Raw genomic sequence first — 16,441 nt, forward strand, 5'->3', positions numbered from 1 at the left:
CTAATCATCTTTTTTCTGTTTATTAATAAAAGTAATAAAATCTTTAATACCGTTTCGCATCAACCATGAGGAGACAATAGATTGTTCATCAGCGGATAACTGTTCAAATGCAGTTATCCAAAGTTGTAAAGGTTCGATCGGCGAAATGATATAGTTAGCACTTTCTTCTTCACTATATAATGCTTTTTTAACATTAAGTGGTAAGCTACCAATATGATATTCCAAAGCTTTACCTCGAACACCCGCTCTTTTTCGAGCAGTCCAATTTTCAGCTCTGGCTTTACGATTAACACCTTGTATCGTTGACGGCATCCCTGCAATACTTGATAGCTCTTTTGATGAAAACCACTCTTTCATTTTTACTATCCCATTTTAACACATTTAAGAAAAAGTTATAGAAATTAAAGAAACTTTGATACAATGAATAAGAAACGCATAATTATTAATAATTCAAGTTCAATTGCAAACTTACTCGTTTTAGTAACTTTGGAGCATAACATAGATATACAAGGTTATAAACTAAGAGGAAATAAAAAATGAAAAAAAAGTCTAAAGATTGGCATCCAGCAGACATTATCGCCGCCCTAAAAAAGAAGGATACAACCCTTGCAAAGCTATCGCGTCAATCAGGTTTAAGCTCATCAACACTCAGAAATGCATTAGTTAGACCATGGACGAAAGGAGAGATCATTATTGCCAAAGCATTAAATTTAGAACCCCATAAAATATGGCCTAGCCGTTATATCGATTCGAAAACAAAACAACCAATAAAGCGTGTAATACGAAAGAGCAAAGAATAAATTTTACAATAAGCTGTAGGCAAGAAATGAATTTAAACAAAAAAATAGAAAATATGGAAACATATAGAAACAAAAATCGTTGTTTCCATGTTTCTAGCTTAATAACAATTTTACTATAATTGAATATCAGTTAATTTTTCCCATAAATATAAATATTTCTTCATCTTGAACGTTGCCAAACATGTGCTATTATTAGCGATTATTAATAAAAGTATTATCATCTCAGGCAACAATATAATGAAAAATGTAACAAAATACCTTATCGCATTATTTTCAATTGTAATATTATCAAGCTGTTCACAAAAGAATTTTGTAGAACAAGGAACTCCGTTAACTAAAGAAAAAGTAAAAAATATAGTCGAAGGTTCAACGACTGAAGACCAAATCATTAGTCTATTTGGCAAACCAACAAGCCAAGAGGAACTTAATTCAAATGAAACACAATGGACTTATCAGTACACGAAAAAGAGTTCAACCAGCCATATGTTAATTGGTGAAACTCAATACGATATTGTTGAAGGAAAACTCGATATTATTATCTCTAAAGGTGTGGTAACTTGGTTTAATTATGACGAACACCAAAAACAGAAAAAGTGGTAATTCAAATTATCCAGTGTTATAGCACATCGTCAAGGTGTGCTCATCGCTTAATGTCTCGTCTTTATTGAACATTCTTACCTTAAAAAATGTTTAAACTTCATTCAACTATTCTCTACAGGATATACAAATTCTAGACAAAATCGTGCATTAGGTTATACTCATCAAAGAAATTAACCAGACAATCGCTGCTTTGTTGCGGTCCTTTTATTAAAGGAGACAAACAGAGGGGAGGAAAGTCCGGGCTCCATAGGGCAGAGTGCCAGGTAACGCCTGGGGTTTTTTTGCGAGAGCGAAAATTCACGACTAGTGCAACAGAAAGTAAACCGCCGATGGCTTATTTTATAAGATCAGGTAAGGGTGAAAGGGTGTGGTAAGAGCACACCGCGCAACTGGTAACAGTTGTGGCACGGTAAACTCCACTCGGAGCAAGGTCAAATAGGGATTCATTGGCGCGGCCCGCGTTGAATCCGGGTAGACTGCTTGAGCTAATGCGTGAGCATTAGCCTAGAGGAATGATTGTCCACGACAGAACCCGGCTTATCGGTTAATTTCACTTTCTATTTTTTATTGTGATTTGATGTAGCTTTAGATTGTTTTTTATTACTTATCGAACGTTTGACCGCAAGAAAAACTGAAAATAGCAATCCTAATACCAATAAAAAAACAGGTATTAACATTAACAAAGACATAATTTGCTTTTCGTACTCTTTGAAAATTGGCGATAATCCAAATAAATAACCTAAGGTCACAATCAAGAAAATCCATAGTGTTGCACTGATCAAATTATAGATATGGAATTTTCGACTATGTAATCCTGATAATCCTGCCATCATTGGTAATAATGTACGTACAAAAGCAATAAATCGTCCAATAAATAGCGCCTGTAATCCATACTTATGGAATAATACTTCAGATTTATGATGATATTTTTCAGGTATATGCGCCATCCAACCTTGTACAAGCTTAGTATTGCCAAGCCACAAACCTTGTGCATAACCTAACCAAGTTCCTAAAGCTGCGCCAGCAATTAAAATAAGATTAATTAGACCAAAATGAAATACATTTTGACTAATTAACACACCTGTTAAGAATAATAGGCTGTCTCCAGGCAAAAAAGCTGCGGGTAAGACGCCATTTTCTAAAAGGATAATAACAAACAACATACCATATAGTGCCCATAGCACATTAGGATTTGAAAGCGTTGCAATATCCAAATTAACAAACGCATGATAAAGTGTCATTATTGTTTCCATCTATTCTAAAATCCCATTGATGTATTTTTATTAGTGGTTAATGGTACCACCAACGGTTAAATTATTCACTTTCAAAGTGGGTTGCCCAACCCCAACAGGCACACTTTGACCTGCTTTACCACAAATACCTACACCTGAATCAAGTTCAAGGTCGTTACCCACCATTGATACTTGTTGCATAGTTTCAATACCTGAACCAATTAGCGTTGCGCCTTTTACTGGCGTTGTTATTTTGCCTTTTTCAATCAAATAAGCTTCTGAGGCTGAAAAAACAAACTTACCGGAAGTGATATCAACTTGCCCACCAGAAAAATTCGGTGCATAAAGCCCGTAATCAACACTGCTAATGATATCGTCAAAAGAAGAACTACCCGCCAACATATAGGTGTTTGTCATTCTTGGCATAGGTAAGCAAGCATACCCTTCACGACGCCCATTGCCCGTTGAATGTGTATTCATCAATTTTGCGTTGAGTTTATCAAATAGATATCCTTTTAGGATACCATTTTCAATAAGGACTGTTTTTTGACTTGGTGTTCCCTCATCATCAATTGAAATTGAACCACGCCGATTTTCGATCGTACCATCATCGACAATAGTACAAACTTCTGAGGTGACTTTTTCACCCATTTTTCCAGAAAATACTGAGCTATTTTTACGGTTAAAATCGCCTTCTAAACCATGGCCTACAGCTTCATGTAACAAAACACCTGGCCAACCTGCACCTAAAACAACTGGCATTGAGCCAGCGGGTGCCGCTTTAGCTGAAAGGGAAACGAGTGCTTGGCGTACAGCCTCTCGCGTGTAACTATCCGCATAACTTTCTGATGTTTTAGGATTAATCGTTAAGAAATATTCATACCCAAATCGTCCTCCTCCGCCACTACTGCCACGCTCGCGTTTACCCTCTTTTTCAACCAAAACTGAAACTGACAAACGAACCAAAGGACGAATATCGGCACATAGTGTACCATCCGTTGCTGCAATTAAAATGTCTTCGTAACTACCCGTTAAGCTAGCTGATACTTCAATAACGCTTGGATCAATTGAGCGCGCTAACTTATCAACTTGCTGCAACAACGCTATTTTCTGCTCTTGAAAAAACGAATTGATCGGATTTATTGATGGATAGATTGATACTGCTTGAGTAGATTTAAATGGCGTGACAGCGATAGGGGTTTGTAGTTTAGTGATAGAATTTGCAGCTAATACACTTTGTTCTAAACGTGCCAATGAAAGCTGATCAGTATAGGCAAAGCCCGTTTTTTCACCCACAACAGCCCTAACACCAACGCCTTGATCACGATGAAACGAGGCATTTTTTATAATACCGTCTTCAAGTAACCAACTTTCATAATAACCAGATAAGAAATATAAATCACCAAAATCAATTCGCCTTGAACTTAGCATATCAAGCAAATGCAGAAGATCTTGTTGGCTTAGATTGTTTGAATTGAGCAATCGTTCACTCACTTGAGTTAGTATCATAAATTCCTTAAATTTTAATTGTGGATGCTAGCTTTTTTGATGTTCGATTAAAAAACTCGAACATAATGATTGTTTAGCTTTCATCATTTTTATACTCAAACGCATAGTTTCCTGAAACTTTTTTACAAAATAGTGCTTATTACATTAACACCACGTCGTATTGTTCTTGAATATAAAGTGGTTCAACTTTTACTTCAACACGTTTGCCTACAAATACCTCAACTTCGGCTAAAGCATGAGACTCATCATGAGTTAAAGCATTAGCCACAGCGGCTGAGGCATAAACTAAAAAGTATTCAGAGTGATGCGCTTTATAAATACGAACTATTTCACGTAAAATTTCGTTGCAAACTGTTTCTACCGATTTGACCATACCACGGCCTTTACATGCTGGACATTCCTGACACAAAATATGCCCGATACTTTCGCGTGTTCGTTTGCGAGTCATTTCGACCAAACCTAAAGTCGAAAATAAATTAACAGTCGTTCTGGCTCTATCTTTAGATAAAGAATCTTGCAACGATTGTAACACCCGCTCTCGATGCAGCTCCTCTTGCATGTCAATAAAGTCGATAATAATAATACCACCTAAATTACGTAATCGTAACTGGCGTGCAATAGCAATGGTTGCTTCAATATTAGTATTAAAAATCGTTTCTTCTAAATTTCGATGACCAACAAATGCACCGGTATTAATATCAATTGTTGTCATGGCTTCGGTTTGATCAATAATTAAATATCCGCCTGATTTCAATTTAACTTTACGATCTAATGCTCTTTGTATCTCGTTTTCTGTATCATAAAGATCGAATATCGGTATATTACCACGATAATGTGATAATTTACTGGTCACTTCGGGCATAAATTCTTGCGTAAACTCAATCAGTAAATCATACGTTAACTTCGAGTCGACCAAAATTCGTTCAATCGGATCACCAACAAAATCACGTAATACACGCTGTGATAATGCCAATTCACCATAAACTAGATTTTTACTTACTGGACGAGCCATACGCTGTTGAATTTTAGTCCAAAGTCGTTTTAAAAAATTGGCATCTTGCTCTAACTCATGCGCGCTCGCACCCTCGGCTGCCGTTCTAACAATAAAGCCACCTTCGCATGTCACATATTGCTGAACAATATTTTTTAACCTTTCCCGTTCTTGTTCACTTTCTATGCGTTGCGACGTTGCCACATGTGCAGAATTTGGTCCAGGCATTAATACTAAATAACGCGACGGCAAAGTAATATCGGTTGTCAGTCTAGCGCCTTTGGTTCCTAGTGGATCTTTAACCACTTGCACCATTAAGTCCTGTCCTTGACGAACAAGTTCAGAGATATCTTTTACTTGAAATTGTTCTTGTTCAGAATCAGATACACACTCAGTATGAGGCATAATATCTGATGCATGTAAAAAAGCCGCTTTCTCAAGCCCAATGTCTACAAAGGCAGCTTGCATACCTGGCAAAATACGAATCACTTTACCTTTATAGATATTTCCAACAATACCACGCCTAGATTCGCGATCAACATGGATTTCTTGCAATACACCATCTTCTATATAGGCAACTCGTGTTTCAGATGGCGTCACATTCATTAATAGTTCAACAGACATAAGATTTCCTTTTAATTGATAGCAAAGCTTCGCCTTATTAGCCGCAATAATAGATAAATGACAATCCATAATAAGCCATCAATACAGCTTGATAGTAAAATTAATGGTGATATTGTTATTGTATGATAAATACTAACTTGGAATAAAAATACCAGTAAATTGTAACATACCGAAACACCAAAGATGATAAACGATTGTTGCCATAACGCTAAATTGCGTATTACTTGGAATTTAAAAATAATTAAATAAGCAATAAATGAATAAATAAAAGCATGGATCCCCAAAATCGAACCAGTACACAGATCCATCATAGCGCCAAATACAAAAGCGGTGCCAATCCCAACCCGATGAGGAAGAGCAATCAGCCAATAAGCAAAAATGAGGATCAGCAAATCGGGTTTAAACATATTATATAATGGCGACCATGGAATAATTTGTAAACATAAGCCAATGAATAGCGTTATCCAAATAATTAATATTCGATTACGACCCCTCATGTTTTACTCCTTGATTTCCCCACAATAACAATAAATAACGCAGCCGTTTCAAATCAGCGGTTGGTGTAGCTGAAATAATAGGGGTTGAATCGGTAATATCAAGTTTTACTGAACTGACTATGGCTACTGGATATCCCTCAGGGAAACGACCATCAAGTCCTGAGGTAACTAAAACATCACCGACTTTTATATCAACATTATTAGGCAAAAATTCTAACGTTAAATCATTACTACACCCATTACCTACAGCAACCATACCAATATCATTTCTCAATACTTGTACTGGAATGGCATGTTGATAATCACACACTAAAATTGCGCGACTTGTTGATTGCGCGGTTTCATAAATTTGTCCGACTATTCCTTTCTCATCGACAACAGGTTGCCCAACATAAACGCCATCTTGTTTGCCTTTATTGACAACAAATTGATAAACATACGGATCAGTATCTGCTAGCAATACTTGCGCAGCCATTTTATGCTCATCATGCCTTAATGGGGAACCAAGTAATTCACGAAGTCTACTATTTTCATGTTTTAAGTGCTCAAGTAATAATAGATCGTTTTTTTGTTGCAATAACTCTGCATGCAATTTTGCGTTTTCATTTATTAGGCTTTCTCGCGTTTTTGACATCTCGTAAAGCGAATCAAACGAAGATCTTGGCGCATTCGAAACATGATAAAGAGGCGAAATAATGGTATCGAGATAATAACGAACTTCTTTAAATGGGCGATAATTGACATCTAATACAATTAGAGCCAAGGCTAACGCTAGAGAAGTAAATAATTGCACACTGAGAGGTGAACGTTTAGAAAAAAGTAATTTCATTGTCCAGTACTTACCTGTTTTATGCTCAAGATCTAATTATTTCAAGATATGACTCCGCCGACAAAGTCGGCGGAAGAAAATATGAGATGTTTACTGACTAATTGTTTCATCAATATGAAACTAATTTACTTAACAATAAGGCAGCAATTACTCTTCACTAAATAGATCGCCACCATGCATGTCTACCATATCTAGTGCTTTGCCACCACCTCTTGCAACACATGTTAATGGATCTTCAGCCACGACAACATGAATACCGGTTTCAGCTGATAATAATTTATCAATATTACGTAATAAAGCACCACCGCCAGTTAAAACCATACCATGTTCTGAAATATCAGAAGCAAGTTCAGGAGGACACTGTTCTAATGCAACTTTGACCGCACTAACAATTCCACTTAATGGTTCTTGCAGGGCTTCTAAAATTTCGTTAGAGTTTAAAGTAAAGCTACGCGGAACACCTTCAGCAAGGTTACGTCCACGGACTTCTATTTCAAGCACTTCATCACCAGGATAAGCACTACCAATAAAATGTTTGATTTTTTCGGCTGTTGCTTCACCAATTAAGGCACCATAATTACGACGAACATAGTTAATAATCGCTTCATCAAAGCGGTCACCACCAATACGTGCAGATGCAGAATAAACAACACCATTTAATGAAATAACAGCAACCTCTGTAGTACCACCACCAATATCAACGACCATTGAACCTGTCGGTGCAGATACTGGTAAATCAGCACCAATAGCCGCTGCCATTGGTTCTTCAATTAAATATACTTCGCGCGCACCTGCGCCTAATGCTGACTCACGAATAGCACGACGCTCAACTTGTGTAGCGCCAACAGGTACACAAACAAGAACACGGGGGCTTGGTCTTAAAAAACTATGGCTATGAACTTGGCGAATAAAATACTGTAACATTTTTTCAGTGACAGAAAAGTCGGCAATAACGCCATCTTTCATTGGTCTAATAGCAGCAATATTACCAGGCGTTCGCCCTAACATCAGTTTCGCAGCTTGCCCAACAGCAGCAACACTTTTGGGTGTGCCAGTGCGATGATCTTGGCGGATCGCTACAACCGAAGGTTCGTTTAATACAATACCTTGTCCTTTTACATAAATAAGTGTGTTTGCTGTACCTAAATCGATCGATAAATCATTTGAAAACAAGCCGCGAACTTTTTTGAACATAATAAAAACTCTTCCTAGAATAAATCTTGTTTAAGTATATTTTAGTATTTAAAAACAAACCATGGAATCAAAAATATATATTTTCAGCTTTATCCAAGCTAAATAAGATATTATTTGACCTTTCCAAACCATAGCCAAACCCAATAGTAACTCACTTTCATTATTGTATCGCAATTATAAAATAATACCTAGAAAATAGTATAACAAGTGTTTGTAAAGGAGATATATAATGACAAATTCAGTTTTACAGTGTATTCTTCCGCGTTAATGTTGAGTTACAACCTTATTATCGGCGAAAACAACACTGTTAGCCATTAATAAGGATGCATTAAAATCATTGTTACTTATATCAAATAAACACGGTGTAATTCATGGATATACGCAAAATTAAAAAATTAATTGAATTAGTTGAAGAGTCAGGTATTTCTGAACTTGAAATTTCTGAAGGTGAGGAATCAGTTCGAATTAGTCGTTCTGCTCCTACTACAAACTATTCGGCGCCAGTACAAAATATTCAAATTCCTCAACCCGCTCCTGTCGTTGTAGCTCCAACAGCTCAAACTGAAGTTGTAACAGAGACTATTGTAACTGATGGCACAACAATCAAATCCCCAATGGTTGGAACTTTTTATCGTACACCAAGTCCAGAATCAAAAGCTTTTGTTGAAGTTGGTCAAACAGTAAATGTTGGCGATGTACTTTGCATCGTTGAAGCGATGAAAATGATGAACCAAATCGAGTCAGAAAAAGCTGGTACAATAAAAGCCATCTTGGTTGAAAATGGTCAACCAGTTGAATTTGATCAGCCACTATTCATTATTGAATAATCTGAATTTATTAATGACTATACGATTAAGAGATTGAATATGCTTGATAAAATTCTTATTGCGAATCGTGGAGAAATAGCTCTACGTATATTACGAGCATGTAAAGAACTTGGAATTAAAACTGTTGCAGTTCATTCTACGGCAGATAAAGATTTAAAACATGTATTACTAGCAGATGAAACCGTCTGTATTGGCTCAGCAGCTTCCGTAAAAAGTTACCTTAATGTGCCAGCACTAATTTCAGCTGCTGAAGTAACCGGTGCTGCTGCTATTCACCCAGGATATGGATTCTTATCTGAAAATGCAGACTTTGCAGAGCAAGTTGAGCGTTCAGGCTTTATTTTTGTTGGTCCAAAACCCGATACCATCCGTTTAATGGGCGATAAAGTATCGGCGATTCATGCCATGAAAAAAGCCGGTGTGCCTTGTGTGCCGGGTTCAGATGGACCACTAGGTAGTGATATTGAAGCCAATAAACAAATCGCTAAACAAATTGGCTATCCTGTGATTATTAAAGCTTCTGGTGGCGGTGGTGGTCGCGGTATGCGTATTGTTCGGGAAGAAAAGGATCTTGAACAATCCATCAAAATGACCAAATTGGAAGCCAAAACAGCTTTCAATAATGATATGGTTTACATGGAAAAATTCCTTGAGAACCCACGTCATATCGAAATTCAAGTACTTTCTGATGGTCAAGGTCATGCTGTTTATTTAGGTGAACGAGATTGCTCAATGCAAAGACGTCATCAAAAAGTGGTAGAAGAAGCACCTGCACTTGGCATCACACCTAAAATGCGTAAATTCATTGGTGAGCGTTGCGTTAATGCATGTATTGAGATCGGCTATCGTGGTGCAGGTACTTTCGAATTCTTATTTGAAAATGGCGAGTTTTATTTCATTGAAATGAATACCCGTATTCAAGTAGAGCATCCGGTTACTGAAATGGTAACTGGTGTTGATTTAATAAGAGAGCAAATTTTGATCGCAGCTGGCAAGCCACTGTCAATTAAACAAAGTGATATTGCCATTAAAGGTCACGCGATTGAATGCCGAATTAACGCTGAAGATCCCAAAACCTTTATGCCATCACCAGGAAAAATTACCCGTTTTCATGCGCCAGGTGGCTTTGGTATTCGTTGGGAATCACATATCTATGCTGGTTATACTGTCCCGCCTTACTATGACTCAATGATTGGTAAATTAATTGCTTATGGAGAAACACGCGAAGTTGCCATTGCGCGGATGAAAAATGCCTTAGCAGAGCTAGTGATTGATGGCATCAAAACCAATATTGATCTTCATATTGAAATCATGAATGATGAAGGCTTCCAAAAAGGTGGTACCAATATTCATTATTTAGAAAAGAAATTAGGCATTTATGAGTAACAAAATAATCCCTATCTATTAGGGATTATTGCTATATTTAAGTATCAATAAGGTATGGGTAGATATAAATGAAAAATTGGAAAAAAAGCGCTGAAGAAATTTTAACCATGGGACCTGTTGTTCCGGTTATTGTGATTGAACGTATTGAAGATGCGGTACCGCTAGCCAAAGCGCTCATTGCTGGTGGAGTAAAAGTACTGGAAGTGACGTTACGAACAGCTTGCGCAATTGACGCAATAAAGAAAATCATCAAAGAAGTTCCTGAAGCTGTGGTTGGTGCAGGAACAGTGACAACTGTTGAACAACTAAAACAAGTCACCGAAGCTGGCGTTGAATTTGTCATTACTCCTGGTATTACTGACGCTATTTTAAAAGCTGCGGTTGAAGGTCCTATCCCTGTTATTCCTGGTATTGCAACTATTTCTGAACTATTAACAGCACAAGAATATGGTCTAACGGCACTAAAATTCTTCCCAGCTGAAATCAATGGTGGCGTTGCAGCATTAAAAGCTTTTGCTGGCCCTTGTGGATATATGAAGTTCTGTCCTACGGGGGGAGTAAACCCGAAAAACTATCGCGATTACCTTGCGCTTGATAATGTACTTTGTGTCGGTGGCACTTGGTTTATTCCAACCGATGCAATTGCAAAAGGGGATTTTGCTAAAATTACGGAAATGGCAAAACAAGCCGTTGCTGGTGCACAATAACTGCTATTATTCCGCCGATATAATATCGGCGGTTAACTATTCGTTGTCGATGCTTCTTAACCCTCGCCCACTTTCAATAAGTCGCCATGCAATTACATACAGTACGGTAACAAACAAAATCAGCATTGAAAACGTTATCCATAACGACACGTCTGTCACGCCCAAAAATCCATAACGAAAACCGTTAATCATATAAACGATTGGATTAATTTTTGAAATCCACTGCCAAAAGTCTGGTAACATAGCAATGGAATAGAAAACACTTCCAAGATAAGTTAATGGTGTTAATACAAATGTTGGAATAATGCTTATATCATCAAATGTCTTGGCAAATACCGCATTTAATAAACCAGCTAATGAAAACAGAATTGAGGTCAATAGTAATGTACAAACAACAAATAACCAAGAATGCACTTCATAACGAACAAAAAATAGTGATACGATCGTCACTAAAATACCAGTTAAAATACCACGCATCACGCCACCACCAACATACCCCAAAATAAGAATATGCGTTGGTACAGGTGCGACCAATAACTCTTCAATGTTACGTTGAAATTTAGCGCTAAAAAAGGATGAACAAACATTGGTATAAGAATTGGTAATAACTGACATCATAATTAATCCCGGCACAATAAATGCCATATAGCTAAATCCCCCCATCTCACCAACACGAGAGCCAATTAAATTACCAAAGATAATAAAATAAAGAGACATGGTAATAACGGGCGGAATTAGCGTTTGAACCCAGATCCTTAAAAATCGTGTCACTTCTTTACGCCAAATGCTTTTTAAGGCAATCCAATATAAATTATTCATCAAATATCACCTTTTTGCTTGGTATCATTGTGCAATAGATCAACAAATAACTCTTCTAACCGATTTGCTTTATTTCGTACGCTGATCACTTTAATATTTTGTTGATTTAATTGTTCAAATAATTGGTTTAATCCATGTTGCTTATCTACTTGCACTTCTAACATGCCGAGCTCCACATCAGAATAACTGTAGCCTTGTAATTTAATTGGCTCAGATGTAGGGACATAATCAATAACAATTGTTTCAGATTGGCTTTTCGCCAATAGATCACGCATGGATGAGTTAGCTATCAATTGACCATGCTGAATGATACCAATATTTCGACATAGCATTTCGGCTTCTTCTAAATAATGGGTGGTTAAAATAATTGTGATACCTTGCCGATTGATTTCACGTAAAAAATCCCACATAGAACGGCGTAATTCAATATCAACACCTGCGGTTGGTTCATCAAGGATTAATAATTTAGGCTCATGCACAAGCGCTCTGGCTATCATTAATCGCCTTTTCATGCCACCGGATAACATGCTAGCTCGACTGTGGCGTTTGTCCCATAAATCTAAAATTCGCAAATACTTTTCAGCACGCTCTAATGCAAGCTTTCTGGGCAATCCATAATAACCACCTTGATTAGTAACTATTTGTAGTACTTCTTCAAATTGATTAAAATTAAATTCTTGTGGCACAAGCCCTAATTGTCTTTTAGCATTGACAACATCTTTATCTAAATCATAACCAAAAATTTTAACTTGTCCCGCTGTTTTGGTGACTAATGAGCTAATAATGCCTATGGTTGTTGACTTCCCAGCACCATTAGGCCCCAATAAGGCATAAAAATCGCCAGCTTGTACAGTTAAATCGATACCTTTTAATGCTTCTATACCATCTTTATAAATTTTTTTGAGTGATATTAGCTCAAGTGCAGGAATTGATGGCATAAATATATCCTAAGTGAATCAATTGCTATTTGAATAATATGATATCATGTTAAATCAATTGACAATAAAATCAATCAATGTAAAGGTCTTTTTAATTTTATTTATATCAATGCGAATAAATTATCATTGTAAGATCATAGCGCATATTATTATTGGTTGGGCACAAACAGTGTAGTTTTAATTTTCAAGCTGTGTGCCTTTATCGTTGAAGGAATAAATAGCATGTTTAAAATTGGGTTAGTTTCAGTATCAGATAGAGCTTCAAGTGGCGTTTACCAAGATGAAGGCATTCCATCATTAGTTTCATGGTTACAAACCGCATTGAAAACGCCTTTTGTAACCGAAAATCGTATTATTCCCGATGAGCAAGCTATCATTGAACAAACATTATGTGAGCTTGTTGATAATCTACATTGCCATTTAATTTTAACCACCGGAGGCACTGGTCCTGCAATTAGAGACGTAACACCTGATGCGACACTCGCCATCTCTGATCGGGTGATGCCGGGATATGGAGAGCAAATGCGTCAAATCAGCTTACATTTTGTACCAACCGCAATTTTATCAAGACAAGTTGGTGTTATTCGCAAAAAATGTTTGATCATAAACCTACCAGGCAGACCAAAATCAATAAAAGAAACCCTTGAGGGAGTTAAAGATAACCAAGGCAATGTCATTGTTAGTGGCATTTTTGCTAGCATCCCCTATTGTATACAACTATTAGAAGGACCTTACATTGAAACCCATGAACAAGTTATAAAGTCTTTTCGCCCTAAAGATGCAATAAAACCAACTCTTTAATTTTATGCCAATTTAACTCATAATTATCTATAACGAAATTATTATTCATGCTATCTAAAATTGCTGGCGTTATTTTAATTTGAATAGCAAGCAAATTTTATTATAAGTATTATGACTGCATATATTGGCACACTATCAGTAACAAATTAAAAACCAAGGAACATTATGAAACAAGCCGATCTCACTAAAACATTTAAAGAGATACTTCGTCAAGAGAAGTTTAGTTCACAAGTAGAAATCGTACAAGCGCTACAAGAACAAGGTTTTGATAACATCAATCAATCCAAAGTTTCGCGTATGCTAACCAAATTTGGTGCAGTGAGAACCCGCAATGCAAAATCCGAAATGGTCTATTGTTTACCTGCAGAAATAAGTGTGCCTACAACGAGTAGTCCATTAAAAAATTTAGTGATTGATATTGATTTCAATAGTTCAATGGTGGTGATAAGAACCAGCCCTGGTGCCGCTCAACTCATTGCTCGATTACTTGACTCAATTGGTAAATCAGAAGGCATTTTAGGTTCAATTGCGGGCGATGACACTATATTTAGTACACCTACTAAAGAATATACAGTAAAAAAATTATATCAAACCATTATTGAATTGTTTGAACGTGAGTTATAGGTTTTTCCATTTCCCCTATTGCTAGCAAATAATTTTAACATTTAAACTATTGACACAATTAACAAAATCGTTAATCCTATATAACGCTGATTTCGTAACTGAAGTTGCAAAAACGAAGAGGCGCATTACTCAGGTAAATCATTTTAGGGACTGGAACCACGAATAAATGATCGAGGGGATGTAATGCCGAGGTTTGATTGCCAATCCAGAAGCGATCAAATCGACTGCAAGGGCTGAATCCCTTGGGTTGTCACCTTAACAGGTGGAGCGCTTCATGGTCTGTATTTTTTAATTGTAAATAGGACACACCCGCTCTAACTCTGTTAAAAATAAAAATTTTTAATATGAGGAATTTATGGAAACATCATTTGTAATTGCTAAATTTGGTGGTACTAGTGTTGCCGATTATCCTTCAATGGTAAATAGTGCCAATATTGTAATAGCTAATCCTAACGTAAAAGTTGTGGTACTATCGGCATCTGCTGGCGTAACAAATTTACTAGTCGCATTAGCAGAAGGACGTGATGCCGATGTTCGAACTCAACATATTGCCAAAATCCAATCAATCCAATACAACATCTTAGAACAATTACCTGAAAATCCCGAACTACGAACTGAAATTGACAAAATCATTGCTAATATAGCCTCTTTGTCTGAAGCCGCAAGTTTAGCTACATCACCAGCATTAACTGATGAGCTAGTTAGTCACGGTGAAATTATGTCTTCAAAACTGTTTGTTGAAATATTGAAAGAAAAACAAAAAAATGCCATATGGTTTGACGTCCGTAAAGTTATGCGCACCGATGATAAATTTGGTAAAGCCACACCTAAAATTGAAGATATTAAACAGCTTTGCTGTGCACATTTAAAATCACTAAACGATCGTAGCGTCATTGTAACACAAGGATTTATCGGTAGTGAAAGTTCTGGTAAAACGACCACCTTAGGCCGTGGAGGAAGCGATTATACCGCAGCGTTATTAGGTGAAGCATTGAATGCCACTCAAATTGACATTTGGACTGATGTTGCAGGGATTTATACTAACGATCCGCGCATTACACCTGCGGCTAAACGCATTGATGAGATATCTTTTGCTGAAGCAACCGAAATGGCAACGTTTGGCGCGAAGGTACTACACCCAGCAACACTAGTCCCAGCTGTGCGTAGTAATATCCCGGTTTTTGTTGGTTCAAGTAAAGCGCCTCAAGAAGGAGGAACCATTGTTTACAACACTAATAGCATTACATCTAAATTACCCGTATTTAGAGCGTTAGCCCTGCGTCGCAAGCAAACATTATTAACACTTACTAGTTTAAATATGCTGCATGCACAAGGTTTTTTAGCTAATGTGTTTACGATATTAGCCAAACATAATATTTCGGTTGATTTAGTCACAACCTCTGAAGTCAGTATCGCATTAACTATTGATACTACAGGCACTAACACTAACGGCAACAGTTTATTAACAAAAGCATTATTTGATGAACTGTCAACAATGTGTCATGTCACAGTTGAAGAAGACTTAGCACTAATTGCTATTATTGGCAATAACCTAACATCAACACAAGGTATAGCAAAAGAGGTGTTTGGTGTATTAGATGATTTTATTATTAGACTTTGCTGTTATGGGGCAAGTACTCACAATCTTTGCCTATTAGCAAAAAGCAATGACGCAGAATCCATTATTAAAATTCTACATAACACAATTTTTGAACAATAATGTTATAAGGGAGATTTAATCTCCCTTATACTTAGCGCTAATTATCAGCTTATCTTTTTTAATATATGTTAAGAGAACGAAAACAGGGCAAAACATTATTAACTTTTATTATCCATAATTATAAAATGTAAAATGATTTATGCATTCACAATATTTTATTGGTATAGTGAGTTTTTAAATTAAATCCCTATTTTCTTTAGTAGTATTAGTTATTAATATATTTTGCATATTATTTATGACTCTTAATTAATCGATTAAAACTATTTCATTGAACATTATCTTCTGTTAGATTTTTTAATTAATTTAAGTAAACTAAAGTTAATTTCAATCACAAGAGGAAATT

17 protein-coding genes, 1 other RNA gene and 1 riboswitch are annotated in these 16,441 nt (G+C 36.5%); of the genes, 9 read left to right on the forward strand and 9 right to left on the reverse strand.

Going from position 1 to position 16,441, the window contains the following annotated elements:
• Positions 1 to 357 carry a DNA-binding protein gene (locus tag ACYIAL_RS02950; RefSeq protein ID WP_483746836.1) on the reverse strand — a complete coding sequence of 119 codons (357 nt, stop codon included), beginning with the start codon at positions 355 to 357 and terminating at the stop codon, positions 1 to 3.
• A gap of 179 nt (positions 358 to 536) precedes the next feature.
• Here ACYIAL_RS02950 and ACYIAL_RS02955 point away from each other — a divergent pair, with 179 nt between their 5' ends.
• From ACYIAL_RS02955 to rnpB, 3 genes are all read left to right on the forward strand, one after another.
• Complete coding sequence (locus ACYIAL_RS02955; RefSeq protein ID WP_174797317.1) at positions 537 to 800, forward strand: helix-turn-helix domain-containing protein; 264 nt, start codon at positions 537 to 539, stop codon at positions 798 to 800.
• Positions 801 to 1,037: 237 nt separating this feature from the next.
• The gene (bamE, locus tag ACYIAL_RS02960; protein ID WP_160430134.1) at positions 1,038 to 1,400 is read left to right on the forward strand and encodes an outer membrane protein assembly factor BamE domain-containing protein; all 363 of its coding nucleotides are present in this window, start codon (positions 1,038 to 1,040) and stop codon (positions 1,398 to 1,400) included.
• A 166-nt stretch (positions 1,401 to 1,566) separates the two neighbouring features.
• An RNA gene (gene rnpB, locus ACYIAL_RS02965) (RNase P RNA component class A) lies at positions 1,567 to 1,956 on the forward strand.
• 1 nt (position 1,957) lies between these two features.
• Here the strand turns inward: rnpB and ACYIAL_RS02970 are convergent.
• The 6 genes from ACYIAL_RS02970 to ACYIAL_RS02995 form a co-directional block, all read right to left on the reverse strand.
• Positions 1,958 to 2,653, reverse strand: coding sequence for a DedA family protein (locus ACYIAL_RS02970; protein WP_160430133.1), 696 nt, complete (start codon positions 2,651 to 2,653; stop codon positions 1,958 to 1,960).
• Between the two features lie 30 nt (positions 2,654 to 2,683).
• The gene (tldD, locus tag ACYIAL_RS02975) at positions 2,684 to 4,141 is read right to left on the reverse strand and encodes a metalloprotease TldD (protein ID WP_483750936.1); all 1,458 of its coding nucleotides are present in this window, start codon (positions 4,139 to 4,141) and stop codon (positions 2,684 to 2,686) included.
• A 139-nt stretch (positions 4,142 to 4,280) separates the two neighbouring features.
• On the reverse strand, positions 4,281 to 5,756 hold the full coding sequence (gene rng, locus ACYIAL_RS02980) for a ribonuclease G (RefSeq protein WP_174797321.1): 1,476 nt from the start codon (positions 5,754 to 5,756) through the stop codon (positions 4,281 to 4,283).
• Between the two features lie 11 nt (positions 5,757 to 5,767).
• Positions 5,768 to 6,253, reverse strand: a complete 486-nt coding sequence (gene mreD, locus ACYIAL_RS02985; RefSeq protein ID WP_483750937.1) for a rod shape-determining protein MreD — start codon at positions 6,251 to 6,253, stop codon at positions 5,768 to 5,770.
• Positions 6,240 to 7,082 (reverse strand): rod shape-determining protein MreC, encoded by an 843-nt coding sequence (gene mreC, locus ACYIAL_RS02990; RefSeq protein WP_483750938.1) that lies wholly within the window; start codon positions 7,080 to 7,082, stop codon positions 6,240 to 6,242. The genes mreD and mreC overlap by 14 nt, the downstream gene beginning before the upstream one ends.
• Positions 7,083 to 7,229: 147 nt before the next feature.
• Positions 7,230 to 8,276: a rod shape-determining protein gene (locus ACYIAL_RS02995; protein WP_174797324.1), complete on the reverse strand. Its 1,047-nt coding sequence runs from the start codon at positions 8,274 to 8,276 to the stop codon at positions 7,230 to 7,232.
• Positions 8,277 to 8,647: 371 nt separating this feature from the next.
• On the opposite strand from ACYIAL_RS02995, the gene accB reads away from it, so the two are divergent.
• The 3 genes from accB to ACYIAL_RS03010 all read left to right on the forward strand — a co-directional run bounded on the left by accB (position 8,648) and on the right by ACYIAL_RS03010 (position 11,196).
• Entirely contained in the window at positions 8,648 to 9,103 is a 456-nt protein-coding gene (gene accB, locus ACYIAL_RS03000) for an acetyl-CoA carboxylase biotin carboxyl carrier protein (protein WP_483750939.1), read from the forward strand.
• Between the two features lie 39 nt (positions 9,104 to 9,142).
• A complete protein-coding gene (gene accC / locus ACYIAL_RS03005) occupies positions 9,143 to 10,489 on the forward strand; it encodes an acetyl-CoA carboxylase biotin carboxylase subunit (RefSeq protein ID WP_483750940.1) in 1,347 nt (448 codons plus the stop codon).
• Positions 10,490 to 10,557: 68 nt separating this feature from the next.
• The gene (locus ACYIAL_RS03010) at positions 10,558 to 11,196 is read left to right on the forward strand and encodes a bifunctional 4-hydroxy-2-oxoglutarate aldolase/2-dehydro-3-deoxy-phosphogluconate aldolase (RefSeq protein ID WP_174797326.1); all 639 of its coding nucleotides are present in this window, start codon (positions 10,558 to 10,560) and stop codon (positions 11,194 to 11,196) included.
• A 36-nt stretch (positions 11,197 to 11,232) separates the two neighbouring features.
• Here the strand turns inward: ACYIAL_RS03010 and ACYIAL_RS03015 are convergent, their stop codons facing one another.
• Both ACYIAL_RS03015 and ACYIAL_RS03020 read right to left on the reverse strand, forming a co-directional pair.
• Positions 11,233 to 12,015: an ABC transporter permease gene (locus ACYIAL_RS03015; protein ID WP_483750941.1), complete on the reverse strand. Its 783-nt coding sequence runs from the start codon at positions 12,013 to 12,015 to the stop codon at positions 11,233 to 11,235.
• Complete coding sequence (locus tag ACYIAL_RS03020; protein WP_483750942.1) at positions 12,015 to 12,953, reverse strand: ABC transporter ATP-binding protein; 939 nt, start codon at positions 12,951 to 12,953, stop codon at positions 12,015 to 12,017. The genes ACYIAL_RS03015 and ACYIAL_RS03020 overlap by 1 nt, the downstream gene beginning before the upstream one ends.
• Positions 12,954 to 13,175: 222 nt before the next feature.
• Here ACYIAL_RS03020 and mog point away from each other — a divergent pair, with 222 nt between their 5' ends.
• From mog to lysC, 3 genes are all read left to right on the forward strand, one after another.
• A complete protein-coding gene (gene mog, locus ACYIAL_RS03025) occupies positions 13,176 to 13,754 on the forward strand; it encodes a molybdopterin adenylyltransferase (protein WP_483750943.1) in 579 nt (192 codons plus the stop codon).
• A 165-nt stretch (positions 13,755 to 13,919) separates the two neighbouring features.
• Positions 13,920 to 14,378 carry a transcriptional regulator ArgR gene (argR, locus tag ACYIAL_RS03030; protein WP_065637320.1) on the forward strand — a complete coding sequence of 153 codons (459 nt, stop codon included), beginning with the start codon at positions 13,920 to 13,922 and terminating at the stop codon, positions 14,376 to 14,378.
• Between the two features lie 107 nt (positions 14,379 to 14,485).
• Positions 14,486 to 14,659: riboswitch (Lysine riboswitch) on the forward strand.
• A gap of 74 nt (positions 14,660 to 14,733) precedes the next feature.
• The gene (gene lysC / locus ACYIAL_RS03035) at positions 14,734 to 16,098 is read left to right on the forward strand and encodes a lysine-sensitive aspartokinase 3 (protein WP_174797330.1); all 1,365 of its coding nucleotides are present in this window, start codon (positions 14,734 to 14,736) and stop codon (positions 16,096 to 16,098) included.
• Positions 16,099 to 16,441 lie beyond the last annotated feature (343 nt).

Source organism: Gilliamella sp. X-57 (genome assembly GCF_057063565.1).